This is a genomic window from Plantactinospora sp. CA-294935, from assembly GCF_050936445.1.
In the GTDB taxonomy this organism is placed as follows: domain Bacteria; phylum Actinomycetota; class Actinomycetes; order Mycobacteriales; family Micromonosporaceae; genus Plantactinospora.
Map to the genome: position 1 here is coordinate 2,704,913 of NZ_JBNJMU010000001.1, position 13,492 is coordinate 2,718,404.

General features: G+C 72.2%; 13 protein-coding genes and 1 pseudogene. 10 read left to right on the top strand and 4 right to left on the bottom strand.

The window, feature by feature from the left end; all coding sequences use genetic code 11:
* Positions 1-125 precede the first annotated feature (125 nt).
* The 5 genes and pseudogenes from ACQEVC_RS12135 to ACQEVC_RS12155 all read left to right on the top strand — a co-directional run.
* Positions 126-1,370: pseudogene (locus ACQEVC_RS12135) on the top strand (MFS transporter); the annotation flags it as partial.
* 127 nt (positions 1,371-1,497) lie between these two features.
* Positions 1,498-2,436: an aldose 1-epimerase family protein gene (locus tag ACQEVC_RS12140; protein ID WP_432876323.1), complete on the top strand. Its 939-nt coding sequence runs from the start codon at positions 1,498-1,500 to the stop codon at positions 2,434-2,436.
* A gap of 30 nt (positions 2,437-2,466) precedes the next feature.
* On the top strand, positions 2,467-3,090 hold the full coding sequence (locus tag ACQEVC_RS12145) for a nitroreductase family protein (protein WP_432876325.1): 624 nt from the start codon (positions 2,467-2,469) through the stop codon (positions 3,088-3,090).
* A gap of 193 nt (positions 3,091-3,283) precedes the next feature.
* On the top strand, positions 3,284-3,583 hold the full coding sequence (locus ACQEVC_RS12150) for a type II toxin-antitoxin system VapB family antitoxin (RefSeq protein ID WP_130461735.1): 300 nt from the start codon (positions 3,284-3,286) through the stop codon (positions 3,581-3,583).
* Positions 3,584-3,623: 40 nt separating this feature from the next.
* Entirely contained in the window at positions 3,624-4,814 is a 1,191-nt protein-coding gene (locus ACQEVC_RS12155) for an acyl-CoA dehydrogenase family protein (protein ID WP_432876327.1), read from the top strand.
* A gap of 17 nt (positions 4,815-4,831) precedes the next feature.
* Here the strand turns inward: ACQEVC_RS12155 and ACQEVC_RS12160 are convergent, their stop codons facing one another.
* Positions 4,832-5,851, bottom strand: a complete 1,020-nt coding sequence (locus ACQEVC_RS12160; protein WP_432876329.1) for an ABC transporter substrate-binding protein — start codon at positions 5,849-5,851, stop codon at positions 4,832-4,834.
* Positions 5,852-6,028: 177 nt separating this feature from the next.
* On the opposite strand from ACQEVC_RS12160, the gene ACQEVC_RS12165 reads away from it, so the two are divergent.
* The 5 genes from ACQEVC_RS12165 to ACQEVC_RS12185 are packed head-to-tail and all read left to right on the top strand — an operon-like array spanning position 6,029 to position 10,150.
* Positions 6,029-7,828: a glycoside hydrolase family 15 protein gene (locus ACQEVC_RS12165; RefSeq protein WP_432876331.1), complete on the top strand. Its 1,800-nt coding sequence runs from the start codon at positions 6,029-6,031 to the stop codon at positions 7,826-7,828.
* Positions 7,828-8,607 carry a glucose 1-dehydrogenase gene (locus ACQEVC_RS12170; RefSeq protein WP_432876333.1) on the top strand — a complete coding sequence of 260 codons (780 nt, stop codon included), beginning with the start codon at positions 7,828-7,830 and terminating at the stop codon, positions 8,605-8,607. The genes ACQEVC_RS12165 and ACQEVC_RS12170 overlap by 1 nt, the downstream gene beginning before the upstream one ends.
* A 28-nt stretch (positions 8,608-8,635) precedes the next feature.
* Entirely contained in the window at positions 8,636-9,406 is a 771-nt protein-coding gene (locus ACQEVC_RS12175) for a DUF427 domain-containing protein (protein ID WP_432876335.1), read from the top strand.
* 13 nt (positions 9,407-9,419) lie between these two features.
* The gene (locus tag ACQEVC_RS12180; RefSeq protein WP_432876337.1) at positions 9,420-9,818 is read left to right on the top strand and encodes a DUF1622 domain-containing protein; all 399 of its coding nucleotides are present in this window, start codon (positions 9,420-9,422) and stop codon (positions 9,816-9,818) included.
* The gene (locus ACQEVC_RS12185; RefSeq protein ID WP_432876339.1) at positions 9,815-10,150 is read left to right on the top strand and encodes a hypothetical protein; all 336 of its coding nucleotides are present in this window, start codon (positions 9,815-9,817) and stop codon (positions 10,148-10,150) included. Before ACQEVC_RS12180 ends, ACQEVC_RS12185 begins: the two co-directional genes overlap by 4 nt.
* On the opposite strand, the gene ACQEVC_RS12190 is transcribed toward ACQEVC_RS12185, so the two are convergent.
* The 3 genes from ACQEVC_RS12190 to ACQEVC_RS12200 all read right to left on the bottom strand — a co-directional run bounded on the left by ACQEVC_RS12190 (position 10,147) and on the right by ACQEVC_RS12200 (position 13,491).
* Positions 10,147-11,307, bottom strand: a complete 1,161-nt coding sequence (locus ACQEVC_RS12190; protein ID WP_432876341.1) for an endo-1,4-beta-xylanase — start codon at positions 11,305-11,307, stop codon at positions 10,147-10,149. The genes ACQEVC_RS12185 and ACQEVC_RS12190 overlap by 4 nt on opposite strands.
* A gap of 242 nt (positions 11,308-11,549) precedes the next feature.
* Positions 11,550-12,995, bottom strand: coding sequence for an extracellular solute-binding protein (locus tag ACQEVC_RS12195; protein WP_432876343.1), 1,446 nt, complete (start codon positions 12,993-12,995; stop codon positions 11,550-11,552).
* Positions 12,988-13,491, bottom strand: coding sequence for an RNA polymerase sigma factor (locus tag ACQEVC_RS12200; protein WP_432876345.1), 504 nt, complete (start codon positions 13,489-13,491; stop codon positions 12,988-12,990). Before ACQEVC_RS12200 ends, ACQEVC_RS12195 begins: the two co-directional genes overlap by 8 nt.
* Position 13,492 lies beyond the last annotated feature (1 nt).

Sequence of the window (13,492 nt, forward strand, 5' to 3'; positions counted from 1 at the left end):
TCGGCGGCGACCCGGCGCCGGACGGCGGGACGGTCGTCGACTCCCCCGCACCGGGGCCGGGCGAGACCGCCGAGCCGGCCGCCGTCGGGAAGGCGCGGTCCGGGGGCCGGTTCGCCCGGTGGGCGATGGACGTACGTCCGTTGCGGGTGCCGGCGTACCGGCGGCTCTGGATCGGCAATGGCGTCTCGATGTTCGGCTTCCAGCTCACCGCGGTCGCGGTACCGGTGGAGATGTTCGCGCTGACCGAGAAGTCGTTCTGGGTCGGCCTGCTGGGCATCGCCGGATTCGTCCCGTTGCTGGTCTTCGGCCTCTGGGGTGGTGCCGTCGCCGACGCGGTGGACCGGCGCAAACTGCTGCTGGCCAGCTCGGTGCTGATGTGGATCTCCACGCTCGGGCTGCTGCTCCAGGCGCTGTTCCGGGTCGGCAGCCCGGTCCTGCTGCTGGTGCTGGTGGCGGTGCAGACGACCGCGTTCGCGATCAGCTCGCCGGCCCGACAGGCGATCATCGCCCGGCTGGTACCCACCTCGCTGGTGCCGGCCGCGAACACGCTCGGCTACACCACCTCCACCGCCGGTGGGGTACTCGGTCCGCTCGCCGCCGGCCTGGTCTTCTCGGTCGGACCGGTCGAGGCGGTGCTGCCGGTGGCGTACGGGGTGGACGCGGTGCTCTTCACCGTCTCGCTCTGGGCCACCTACCGGCTCCCCTCGATGCCGCCGCTGGACGACGGCGGACCGCCCCGGCGGGCCGGCCTGGCCAGCGTGGTGGACGGGTTCCGTTACCTGGCCACCACTCCGGTGCTGCTGCTCTCCTTCGCCGTCGACATCATCGCGATGGTGCTGGCGATGCCCCGGGCGCTCTTCCCCGAGGTGGCGCAGGAGCGGTTCGGCGGCGGTTCGGCGGTCGGCTGGCTGTTCAGCGCGATCGCGATCGGGTCGGTGCTCGGCGGGCTCACCTCGGGCTGGATCAGCCGGGTACGCCGGCAGGGGCTGGCCCTGGTCTGTGCGGTGGTCGGCTGGGGGCTGGCGATCGCCGTCGCCGGGCTGGCCCGGCAGCTCTGGCTGGCCGTCCTGCTGCTCGCGGTGGCCGGGGCGGCCGACCTGGTCAGTGCGGTCTTCCGGCAGTCGATGTTGCAGGTCTACGCCCCGGACCGGCTGCGCGGCCGGTTGCAGGGCGTGAACATCACGGTGGTCGCGGGTGGCCCCCGGCTGGGTGACCTGCGCGCCGGAACCACCGCCGCCGCCTTCGGGGTCGGCTTCGCCTGGGTCGGCGGCGGGGTGGTCGCGGCCATCCTCGCGCTGCTGCTGGGGATCTTCTTCCCGGCGCTGGTGCGGTACCGGGCGCCGCAGCCGGGCGACGAGGATGCCGAGCCGGGCGCACCCGCCGGTGCCGGGTCCGCCGGTTCCGGGCCGGCCGGTGCGGCCGCCGGTTCCGGCTCCGGCGGCGGCGCGGCGTCCGGCCAGCCGGGCGCCGCCGCCGGGTAACGGCTATCGTCCCGGCATGGACAACGTCAAGGCGGCCCGGCCGCTCTCCGGTGCACAGTGGACCATTTCGGCCGCCGGCCAGGAGGCCGTGGTGGTCGAGGTCGGTGGTGGGCTGCGGGCGTACCGGGCGAACGGCGTCGACTACCTCGACGGGTACCCGGAGGACGAACTGCCGGCCGGCAGCGCGGGTCAGGTGCTCGCCCCGTGGCCGAACCGGATCCGCGACGGCCAGTACACCTTCGCCGGCCAGGAGTTGCAGCTTCCGCTGACCGAGCCGCAGCGGCACACCGCGATCCACGGTCTGGTCAACTGGCTGCCCTGGCGGCTGGTCGAGCAGCGCCCGGACGCGGTGGTGGTGGGCTGCGAGATGCCGGCCCAGGTCGGCTACCCGTGGCCGCTGTCGCTGCGCGCGCAGTGGCGGGTCGGCGCCGACGGGCTGCGGGTACGCCACGAGGCGACCAACGTCGGCAAGGCGCCCTGCCCGTTCGGCTTCTCGGTGCACCCCTACCTGCGGCTGCCCGGGGTCGCCGTGGACGACCTGTGGCTGCGGGTACCGGGGCGCAGCCGGCTGCTGCTGGACGGCCGGCTGCTGCCGATCGGCGCGGCCAAGGTGACCGGCGGGGAGTACGACTTCACCGAGCCGCGCCGGATCGGCCGGGCCGTCCTCGACCTGGCCTTCGGCGACCTCGACCCGGCGCTGACGCACGACTGGGGTTCCAGCGTCACGCTCTCCGGCCCGGATCCGGAGGCGGCGGTGAGCATCTGGGCCGACCCGTCGTTCGGCTGGTGGCAGGTCTTCACCGGGGACACCCTGCTCGGCGACCGCTACCGGCGGTCGGTGGCGGTCGAGCCGATGACCTGCCCGCCGGACGCGTTCCGCTCCGGCCGGGACGTGATCGTCCTCGAACCGGGACAGACCTGGCAGGGGAGCTGGGGCATCCGGCCCGGCGCCTGACGCCTCGGCGAGAGCGTGGAGGGGCGCGCGATGGAGTTCTCGACGGTCGTCCGGCGGCGGCGGATGGTGCGCAACTACGACCCGGACCGGCCGGTACCGCCGGAGTTGGTGGACCGGTTGCTGGAGCACGCCGTCCGGGCCCCGTCGGCCGGGTTCTCCCAGGGTTGGGCGTTCCTGGTGCTGACCGAGCCGGCGGACCGCGAGCTGTTCTGGACGGCGACCACCCCGGAGGGCGCCCGGCGCGACCCGGCCGCCGAGGGGCAGAGCCGGTGGCTGACCGGGATGCGGCGGGCACCGCTGATCGTCGTACCGCTGGCGGACCGTTCCGCCTACCTCGACCGGTACGCCGAGCCGGACAAGGGGTGGACGGACCGCGACGAGGCCCGCTGGCCGGTGCCGTACTGGTACGTCGACACCGGCTTCGCCGCACTGCTGATGCTGTTGACCGCGGTGGACTCCGGGCTCGGCGCCTGCTTCTTCGGCATTCCGCCGGAGCGGATCGGCCCGTTCCGGGAGGCGTTCGGAGTGCCGGAGGGCCTCACCCCGATCGGCGCGCTCAGCATCGGTTATCCGGCGCCGGATCATCGATCGTCGTCGTTGCGACGTGGTCGCCGGCCGGTGGAGCAGGTGGTGCACCGAGGACGGTGGGGCTGACATCCTGACCGACGCGGGTCAGGATGTCACCGGAGGTAGTAACGAAACTGACATCCGTGGACAAACCAAGAGCTCGTCGGAGGTCGCTAGGCTGACGGGCGTCATCGGTACGGTGCGGCTCGCGCAGGTGGCGGGCCGCCGGAGTAGCAGCAAGGGGTCGGGCCAGCACGGCCATGGGGAGGAGCGTGCCGTCGTGATCTTCAAAGCGGTTCGGGACGGGCGTCCCTACCCGGACCACGGGCTCACGTTGAAGCAGTGGGCAGAGATCCCGCCACGCCCGCTGCGCCTCGACCAGCTCATCACGACCAAGCGGGAACTCGCGCTGGACAAGCTGCTCGCCGAGGACTCCACCTTCTACGGCGACCTCTTCCCGCACGTCGTGCAGTGGGGCGGCGGTCTCTATCTGGAGGACGGACTGCACCGCGCACTGCGCGCCGCGCTCCAGCAGCGCAACCAGATCCACGCCCGGGTCCTGGTGCTGCCGGCCTCCTGACCCCGAGGACGCCCGCTGGCCGGCCGTTAGGGTGGCGGTCATGACCGAGGCTCCCAGTCGGGGCGGGACACCCCCGCTCGACCTGCTCGACCTGGACGGTTCGCTGACCGAGGAGGACCGGCAGATCCGGTCCGTGGTGGGCCAGCTCGTGGCGACCCGGGTACGCCCGCACGTCGCCGGCTGGTACGAGGCCGGCCAGGCCCCGGTGCGGGAACTGGCCGTCGAGTTCGGCAAGGTCGGCCTGCTCGGCATGCACCTGACCGGGTACGGCTGCGCCGGCGCCTCGGCCGTCGCGTACGGGCTGGCCTGCCTGGAGCTGGAGGCCGGCGACTCCGGAGTGCGGTCCCTGGTGTCCGTGCAGGGATCGCTGGCCATGTACGCCATCTGGCGGTACGGATCCGAGGAGCAGAAGCAGCACTGGCTGCCCCGGATGGCGGCCGGCGAGCTGATCGGCTGCTTCGGGCTGACCGAGCCGGACCACGGCTCCGACCCCGCCTCGATGACGACCCGGGCCCGCCGGGACGGCTCCGACTGGGTGCTGAGCGGCGGCAAGATGTGGATCACCAATGCGCCGGTCGCCGATCTCGCCGTCGTCTGGGCGCGTACCGACGAGGGGGTGCGGGGTTTTGTCGTACCCATCCGGACGCCCGGGGTGACGGCGCGGGAGATCCGGCGCAAGATGTCGCTGCGCGCCTCCTCGACCGGGGAGATCGTGCTCGACGAGGTCCGGTTGCCGGCCGACGCCCAACTGCCGGCCGCGACCGGGCTGCGGGCCCCGCTGAGCTGCCTGACCGAGGCGCGGTACGGCATCGTCTGGGGTGCGCTCGGCGCCGCCCGGGACTGCCTGCACGCCGCGATCGACTACGCCACCAGCCGGGAGCAGTTCGGCCGGCCGATCGCCGGCTTCCAGCTCACCCAGGCCAAGCTGGCCGACATGGCGGTCGAGTTGCAGAAGGGCTATCTGCTGGCCCTGCACCTGGGCCGGCTGGCCGACGCCGGCCGGCTCCGGCCGGAGCAGGTCAGCGTCGGCAAGCTGAACAACGTCCGGGAGGCGATCGCCATCGCCCGGCAGTGCCGGACCATCCTCGGCGCGAACGGCATCAGCGGCGAATATCCGGTGCTCCGGCACGCCAACAACCTGGAGAGCGTGCTGACCTACGAGGGCACCTCGGAGATCCACCAGTTGGTGATCGGGCAGCGGCTCACCGGGCTGTCCGCGTTCGCCGGCTGACCCGGCACCCCGCCGCCTCAGGCGACCCTGCGGGCGGAGCGGAGCGCGCTGGCCAGCGTCTCCAGGGCGGCGGCACTGCCGGCGTACGAGAACCGGGGCTCGCTGTTCCAGCCGACGATCTGGTTGGCCTTCACCGCCGGGAGCTGGCTCCAGGTCGGCTTCCTGGTCAGGTCCTTGGGCTGGAGCGTGGAGCTGCGGTTGTCCAGCAGCAGCAGGTCGGCCGGGTACTTGTCGGCGTTCTCCCAGCTCAGGCTCTCGAAGTAGCCGCCGTCGTCGAGCTTGCCCGGCACCACGACGTCCACGCCCAGGGACTTGTAGTAGAGGATGTCGGAGTTGACGCCCGGGTTGGAGGCGTAGAAGAGCTCCTCGGCGGCGGAACAGGCGAGCACCCGGATTCCCGGGTTGGCCGCGACCGCCGCCCGGATGCTGGCGGCGGCGGCCTCGAACCGGGCCTTGGCCTCGGTGACCTTCGACGCGTTCAGGTCGGCACCGAGCGCGGCGGCGAGGTCGGCGTGCCGGCCGATCACCCTGTCCAGCGGGGCCCGCGAGGCGACCAGGGCCACGGTGGGAGCCAACGGGACGATCTTGTCCTTGCTCTCGTCCGGTACGTACCAGAGCGAGTTCTTCTCGTACTCGTGCGTGACCAGCAGTTCGGGCTTGACCGAGGCGTACGCCTCGATGTTGAACTCGCCCCAGGTGTTGCCGATGACGGTCAGCCCGGCCACCGGCAGCTCGCCGGCCTGCACGTCCGGGCTGCCGTCGGCGCGCTTGGTCGGGCCGAACACCCCGACGAGCGCTTCGGTGACGCCGAAGTCGTACAGCGCGGCGGCGGTGCCGACGAACGCGACGACCCGGTTCGGCCGGCTCGCGGCGGACGCGGTCTGGCCCCGGTCGTCGGTGAAGCTCCACGCGCCCCCGGTGCCGGTGTCCGTACCGGGATCGTCGTCCTGGCCGCAGGCGCCGAGCAGGGCGGTGAGGCCGAGCGCGCCGGCCGCGCCGAGCAGGTTGCGGCGGGTGAACTGACGGGGGTGCGGCATGTCGTGGTGCTCCTTGGTGACCGCTGCGCAGAGCGGGTCTGTCGGTCGATACGGGCGATCGGTGCGCCCGGTGCAGTAGGTTAGCCTGACCTAAGTTCCTGTTGTCAAGTCGCGGGTACCCCGCCCGTCCCGGCTGACCTGCGGGATTAGAGCCGCCGCCCGGGGGTAGCCCGCCGCGTGGGGGCCGGAGGAATCGCCGAGTACGGGTTGCTGGCCGACGGGCGCAGCGCCGCGCTGGTCGACCGCTCCGGCTCGGTCAACTGGTGGTGCCCGGAGCGGTTCGACGCGCCCTCGGTCTTCTGCCGGTTGCTGGACGTCAACGGTGGGCACTGGTGGATCCGGCCGGCCGAGCGCTTCGAGGTCCGCCGGAACTACCTGCCCGACACGCTGGTGCTGCGTACGGTGTTCCGGACCGAGCACGGCGAGGTGTCGCTGACCGACGGGCTGCTGCTGGAGTCGGGTGCCCGGGGACACGGAATCGGGCGTCGGTCCCCCGGAATCCTGGTCCGGGTGGTGGAGGGCCTCTCCGGGACCGTTCCGATGGAGCTGTCCTACTGCCCCCGGTTCGAGTACGGCCGGCGGACCGCGTACCTGGTGTGGCGGGACGGCGAACTGACCGCGACCTCCGGGCCGACGACGTTGGCGCTGACCGCCCCGGTGCCGCTGACCGTGCAGGGCGCCGAGGCGACGGCCCGGCTCACCGTCGATGCCGGGCAGCGGGAGACCTTCGTCCTCGCCTACCGGCCGACCTTCCACGAGATGGCGCCGCATCCGGTGGACGAGACGGACGCGTTCGGCGACACGGTCGAGGGGTGGCGGTCCTGGGCGGCGCACCACGACTACCAGGGCCGCTATCCGGAACTGGTCCGGCGCAACGCCCTGGTGTTGCAGGGGCTCACCTACGTGCCGAGCGGCGCGGTGGTGGCCGCCGCCACCACCTCGCTGCCCGAGGAACTCGGCGGTGACCGCAACTACGACTACCGGTACGCCTGGCTGCGCGACTTCAGCCTGACGCTGCGGGCGCTCTGGGTCGCGGCCTGCCCGACGGAGGCGAACCGGCTCTTCGGCTGGGTCGCCTCGGCGGTCGGCCGGATCGACGGGGAGCCGGTGCCGATCATGTTCGGCGTGGAGGGGGAGCGGGACCTGACCGAGCGCCGCATCGAGACGTTGCGCGGCTACGCCAACAGCTCACCGGTCTGGGTCGGCAACGAGGCGTGGCGGCAGCACCAGCTCGACGTGCCGGGCGAGGTGCTGGACGCGGCCTGGTGGCTGCGGGACTACCTCGACCCGATGCGCGCGGAGGTCCGCGACCTGCTGCGCAGCCTCGCCGACCAGGCGGTGACCAGGTGGCGGGAGCCGGATGCCGGGATGTGGGAGGCCAGGGACGCCGCCCGGCACTACGTGTCGTCGAAGGTGGGCTGCTGGGTGGCGCTGGACCGGGCGGTGCGGTTCGGCGACCGGCTGGGCGACCCCGACGACCTGGCCCGCTGGGTGGCGGTCCGGGACGAGATCCGGGAGACGGTACTCCGGGAGGGCTGGAACGCGCAGGTCGGTGCCTACACCGGCGCCTTCGGCTCGGACCAGCTCGACGCCAGCGTGCTGCTCATGCCGCTTGCCGGCTTCCTGCCCGCCACCGACGGCCGGATGCGGGAGACCATCCGGCTGATCGAGGAGCGGCTCTCCCGGGGTGGCCTGGTCCGGCGCTGGGCGGGCGACCCGGCGGCGTTCACGATCTGCTCCTTCTGGCTGGTGCAGTGTCTGGTGCTGGCCGGCGAACGGGACCGGGCGGCGGCGATGTTCGAGAACGTGGCGGGCGTCGCCAACGACCTCGGGCTGCTCGCCGAGCAGGTCGACCCGCACACCGGGGAGCAGCTCGGGAACTTCCCGCAGGCGTTCTCGCACATCGGACTGATCAGCGCGGCCTGGGAACTCACCACCGCCTCGGACGAGGCGGTGCCGACAGGGGGAGGAAGCTGATGACTGGACGGCTCGAAGGAACGACGGCGCTGATCACTGGTTCGGATTCCGGAATCGGTCAGGCCACCGCGATCGAGTTCGCCAAGGAGGGTGCCGACGTGGTGGTGCACTACCTGCACGACCACGACGGCGCACAGCACACCCGGCAGCAGGTGGAGCAGGCCGGCCGGCGGGCCGTGGTGGTGCGCGGCGACATCAGCGAAGAGGACCAGGTGGAGGCGATGTTCGACACCGCGCTGGCCGAGTTCGGCGAGCTGAACGTGCTGATCAACGACGCCGGGGTGGACGCCTCGGGCATCCCGGTGATCGACCTGGACACCGAGACCTGGGACAGGTCGATCCGGATCAACGTCTACGGCGCCTTCTTCTGCTCGCGGCGGTTCGCCCGGCACCGCCGGGACCAGGGCGGCAAGGGCAAGATCATCAACATCACCTCGATCCACCAGGAGGTGGCCCGGGCCGGCGGCTCGGACTACGACACCAGCAAGGGCGCGCTGCTCAACCTCGCCAAGAGCATGGCGCTGGAACTGGCGCCGATGGGGATCAACGTCAACAACATCGGGCCGGGCATGGTGCTCACCCCGTTCAACCAGCGGGCCATCGACGACCCGAAGTACCTGGAGGAGCAGGTGCAGAGCATCCCGTTCAAGCGGGCCGCGGAGCCGGTCGAGATCGGTCGGGTGGCGGTCTTCCTGGCCAGCTCCGACGCCGACTACGTCACCGGCTCGACGTACTTCGTGGACGGTGGCCTGATGCAGAACCAGGGCCAGGGGGCCTGACCAGACCCCGAACCGCGGAGGAGAAGCCATGTCCCTCTATCCACGCACGATCGTACCGACCGACCACGTCGAACCCTGCGCCCGGCGGATCCGCGGCCTGCTCAACGGCGAGTGGGTCTTCGACACCACCGGCGCCCGGTACGTCTGGGAGGCGCAGCACTACCCGCACTACTACATCCCGCTCCGGGACATCCGCCAGGACCTGCTGGTCGACGAGCACGACATGGAGCAGTACAGCGTCGGTACGGCCCGGCAGTACGGGATCCGGGTGGGCGACACCTACCACTCGGGCTGCGTCCGGGTGCACACCGAGAAGTCGGTCGAGGGGCTGGCCGACATGGTGCGCTTCGAGTGGGACACCCTGGACACCTGGTTCGAGGAGGACGAGGAGGTCTTCGTGCACCCGCGTGACCCGTACGCCCGGGTGGACGCGCTGCGGTCGACCCGGCGGGTCCGGGTCGAGATCGACGGCGAGGTGCTGGCCGAGACGGGCTCGCCGGTGCTGGTCTTCGAGACCGGCGTGCCCACCCGGTACTACCTGAACCGGGCCGAGGTGGACCTCAGCCGGCTGATTCCCACCGGGACGGAGACCGCCTGCCCGTACAAGGGCCGGACCAGCAACTACTGGTCGGTCCGGGTCGCCGACACCACGCACCACGACGTGGCCTGGTCGTACGACTTCCCCACCCACCTGATACAGCCGATCGCCGGGATGGTGGCGTTCTTCAACGAGAAGGTCGACCTGTTCGTCGACGGTGAGCGAGTGCCCCGGCCGGACACCCGCTGGTCGCCGGAGTAAGGGTCGCGGCGGCTTGCCCGAGGAACTGCTGGCTCGCGTCGTCCAGGTGCTGGTCACCGTCGTCGAGGCGGTGGGCGCGGCGGTGATCTTCGTCGGCGCGGTCTGGACCGCCGGCCGGTTCGTGGTGGCCGGGATCCGGCTCCGGTCGGCCGCCGTCTTCACCCCGATCCGGCTGTCGCTGGGCCGGTTCCTCACCCTGGGGCTGGAGTTCCAGCTCGCCGCAGACATCCTGCGTACCGCGGTCTCGCCGACCTTCGGCCAGCTCGGCCGGCTGGCCGCGATCGCCACCATCCGGACGGCGCTGAACTACTTCCTCGGCCGGGAGATCCGGCAGGAGCAGCGCCAGCTCGGCACCCCGGACGGCGGTGCCCCGGCGGACCGGGCCGGGTCGGCCGGGACGGGGCGACGGTGAGGGGACTCGGTACCCTGCTCACCGCGCTCGCCCTGGCGGTGGCGGCGGTGACCCTGCTGACCACCGGCTCGTGGCGTACGGCGCTGCGGGTGCTGCTCGACCTGCTGGTGGCGGCCAGCCTGGTCCGGCTGGCCACCCTGGAGAGCTGGACCGATCTCGCCGGCGCCGCGATCGTCGTCGCGCTTCGCCAGCTCGTCTCGGCGGCCCTGCTCGGCTCCGGCCGGTCCGGCGGTGGGGCCGGACCGGCCGGAGACCGGGTGGTGGGGAGATGGTCGAGGGTGAGGTGGCCGGGAACGGGCACGGGCCGGACCCGTTCCCGACCGACCTCCTAGAAGCCGCGCCTGCTGTTCGGGTCGGAGGCGACGGCGAGTACCTGCTGGAGGCCCCGGTAGGCGGCCTTCGGCTGGAGGTTCTCGTCCAGCGGGGTGGCCGAGCCCTGGCCGTCGAAGAAGCCGGGCACCCAGGAGTACTTGTCGGTGAAGCCCCACACGGTGAACATCACACAGCGCGGGGTGAGCAGGCAGGCGGTCAGCAGGGTGTTGAAGCTACCCACCTGCCCGGCCTCCTTGTAGGTGTCGACGGGCAGGAAGAACCGCACGTCGACCTCGGTGAACGCGGTCTCCAGGCCGAGCCTGTCGAAGCGGGCCAGGTTCTGCGGGGCGTCGATCGGCAGCGGGTACTGGAGGTCCAGATGGCCCTGGAAACCCATGCCGTGCAGCGGCACCCGCTGCTTGCGGAGCTGCTTGGCCAGCTCGTAGTAGGCGGTGCTCTTCGGGTTGATGTTGTCGATCGCGTAGTCGTTGAGGAAGAGCTTGGCCCGCGGGTCGGCCGCGTGCGCCCAGCGCAGCGCGTCGGCGATGTAGTCCGGGCCGAGGTGCTGGCGGAAGATGGTGTCCCGGAGCACCGGGGCGTCGCCGTCGGTGAACGCCTCGTTGACCACGTCCCAGGCCCGTACCTTGCCCCGGAAGTGCTTCATCACCGTGGTGATGTGGTTGCGCACGATGTCGCGCAGCTCCGCGGAGTCGATCGATCCGTCGGCGACGCCGTCGGTCAGCCAGGCGGGGAGCTGGCTGTGCCAGAGCAGGGTGTGGCCGTGCACCTTCTGCCCGTTGCGCCGGGCGAACTCGATCAGCTCGTCGGCCGGGCCCCAGTTGTACTCGCCCCGGGTCGGCTCCAGCTCCGACCACTTCATCACGTTCTCGGCGGTGACCGCGGAGAACTCCCGGGCCGCCCGCTCCCGGTACGGTGCGTCGGTCTCCAGCGCGTTCATGTCGATCGCGGTACCGATGCCGAGGTCGTGCCACCTGGCCAGTACCCGCAGCGGAAGGTCCGTGGCCGTCCCGCCGGGTACGTGTGCGGCGGAGCCGCCCTTGGCCTGCGCGACACCGAGCGGCGCGTGGGTCGGGGCCGCGGTGGCGGTCGACGGCCCGACCGGGTAGAGCGCGCCGGCCGCGAGCACGCCGACCAGGGCTATCCGAAGTTTTCTCATCGAGACAAGGCCTCCAGGGTGTGGTTCGACATCAGCCGCCGGCCGGAACCGGCGGGGGCCGGCGCGCGGGGACGGATGCGCGTCGATCCCTACCGGAACGCGAGCCGGACCCGGGTTTGCTGCCGGGCCAACTGTCAGAGATCCGACACTTTGTGACGGCCGGATCGTTCTTCCCGGAAGTCGCGGGAGATGCTATGTGGATCGGAGGCTGTGGTACGCCAGCACCTTCTGGCTCGGGTTGCTCAGCCGGCCTCCGCCATCGCCGCCACGAACTGCTCCGGAGTGAGTTCCCCCTGGAACAGCCGGCGCAGGCTGTCGAGGAGTGCCGTGGCGGCCGCCGGCGCCAACGCCTGGTCCCAGGCCAGCCCGTACGACGGGGCCCGGGTGACCAGTTCGTGCACCGAGGTGCCGAACCCGCCGTGCTTCGTACCACGCAGCCGGTCGGCCGCGTCGCTCACCGGCGGCACCTCGCCGTCGGCGACCAGGTCGTCCAGGTAGTCGTCCGACGCGACCGCCCGGACGAACTCCAGCGCCGCCTCCCGATGCCGGCCGCCGGCCACCATCGAGAAGTAGTGGGTCGGCACCCCGACCAGGTCGGCCGGGTCCCCGGCCCCGCCGGAGACCGCCGGAAACGGCACGAAGCCGAGGTCGCCATCGGCCACGAAGTCCGGGTTCCGGGCGAGCTGGGTCGGATATTCCCAGGTCCCCATCAGCTGCATGGCGGCCCGGCCACTGGCCAGCTCCCCGGAGGCGGCACCGTCGTCGTAGCCGGTCGAGGCGAAGTCGGTACCGAAGGCGCCCCGCACGGCGAGTGCCTGCGCCTCCCGCAGCGCCTGCACCACCGCCGGCTTCGACCAGGCACCGGGACGGCCGGCGACGATGTCGGCGGTGGTACCCGGGCCGCCGATCCGCTCGGCCAGATACATCACCCACATCAGCTCGGTCCACCCGTGGGCGCCGCCTAGGGCGACCGGGGTGATCCTCCGGGCCTTGAACGTCTCCACCAGGGAGAGCAGCTCGGCGTAGCTGCGCGGCGGCCGCACGCCGGCGTCGGCGAAGACGCCCTTGTGGTAGAAGAGCACCACCGGGTGGGTACCGCTCATCGGGATGCCGTACTGCCGGCCGTCCACCACGCCGCCGGCGAGCGCGCTGGGCAGGAACCGGCCGGCGATCGCGGGCTCGTCCCGCAGTGGGGTCAGGTCGGCGAGCAGCCCGTCCCGGGCCAGCCCGGTCAGGTTCGCACCACCCCAACTGGCGAAGACGTCCGGGCCCTCCGGCGAGCCGACCTCCCGCAGCTTCTCCTTGTACTCCTCGTTGCCGAAGGTGCTGAGATCCACGTCGACCTCGGCGCTCCGGTTGTACCGGTTCACCAGCTTCCACAGCGCGGGCTCGGCGCCCGGTTGGGTGATCGCCCAGACCCGGATCGTCCCCCGCGCCCCCTCGCCGACCGGTGGCTCCGACGGCACTCCCCGGGTCAGTTCCGCCCCGGTCAGGGTCACCGCCAGCACCAGGACCGCCACCGCCAGGCTGGCCAGCCCGGCCCGCTGCCGCTGTTTCCGCCGGTAGCGCCGGCGGATCGCGGCGACCGCCCCGGGAGCGGCCGCCGGCAGGGCGTCCTGTGCCTGGGTCAGGGTGGCGGCCAGCTCCTGGGCGAGCCGGTCGTCCACCGGGCCTTCCTCGTCAACCACGTCCGCTCCGAATCGTCGACTGTGCGGGGGCCAGGTGCGCCCGCAGCGCACGCTTGGCTCTCGCGTACCGGCTGGAAACCGTGCCCGGAGGTTCGTCGCAGATGCCGGCGATCTCGCTGAACGTGTACCGGTACAGCACGTGCAGCACCACGACCGTCCGTTCCGCCTCGCCGAGCTGCTGCAACGCCTGCCACAGCGCGCCGTTGCCCACCGCGGTCGCGGCCGGATCGTCCGGCCGGTGCTCGACGTCGTCGGTCAGCACCTCCCGGCGCCGCCGCCGCCACCGGCTCACGTTGCGGGTCACGATCACCTGCCGGGCGTACGCCTCGGGGTTCTGGCCGGCCTTCGGCCACCGCTGCCAGACCTCGACCACCGCGATCTGGGCCAGGTCGTCCGCCTCGGCCGCGCTGCCACTGATCAGGTACGCGAACCGCCGCAAAGCGTCCAGCCGCGCCCGAGCGAACTCCTCGGCGTCGCTGAACGCACCGTGGGCCACA

Excerpts from the sequence above, each read along its gene's own strand:
- ACQEVC_RS12155 (WP_432876327.1), top strand. The coding sequence starts at position 3,624 with ATGACCGAGGCTCCCAGTCGGGGCGGGACACCCCCGCTCGACCTGCTC.
- ACQEVC_RS12175 (WP_432876335.1), top strand. The coding sequence starts at position 8,636 with ATGTCCCTCTATCCACGCACGATCGTACCGACCGACCACGTCGAACCC.
- ACQEVC_RS12160 (WP_432876329.1), bottom strand. The coding sequence starts at position 5,851 with ATGCCGCACCCCCGTCAGTTCACCCGCCGCAACCTGCTCGGCGCGGCC.
- ACQEVC_RS12190 (WP_432876341.1), bottom strand. The coding sequence starts at position 11,307 with ATGAGAAAACTTCGGATAGCCCTGGTCGGCGTGCTCGCGGCCGGCGCG.
- ACQEVC_RS12145 (WP_432876325.1), top strand. The coding sequence starts at position 2,467 with ATGGAGTTCTCGACGGTCGTCCGGCGGCGGCGGATGGTGCGCAACTAC.
- ACQEVC_RS12140 (WP_432876323.1), top strand. The coding sequence starts at position 1,498 with ATGGACAACGTCAAGGCGGCCCGGCCGCTCTCCGGTGCACAGTGGACC.
- ACQEVC_RS12170 (WP_432876333.1), top strand. The coding sequence starts at position 7,828 with ATGACTGGACGGCTCGAAGGAACGACGGCGCTGATCACTGGTTCGGAT.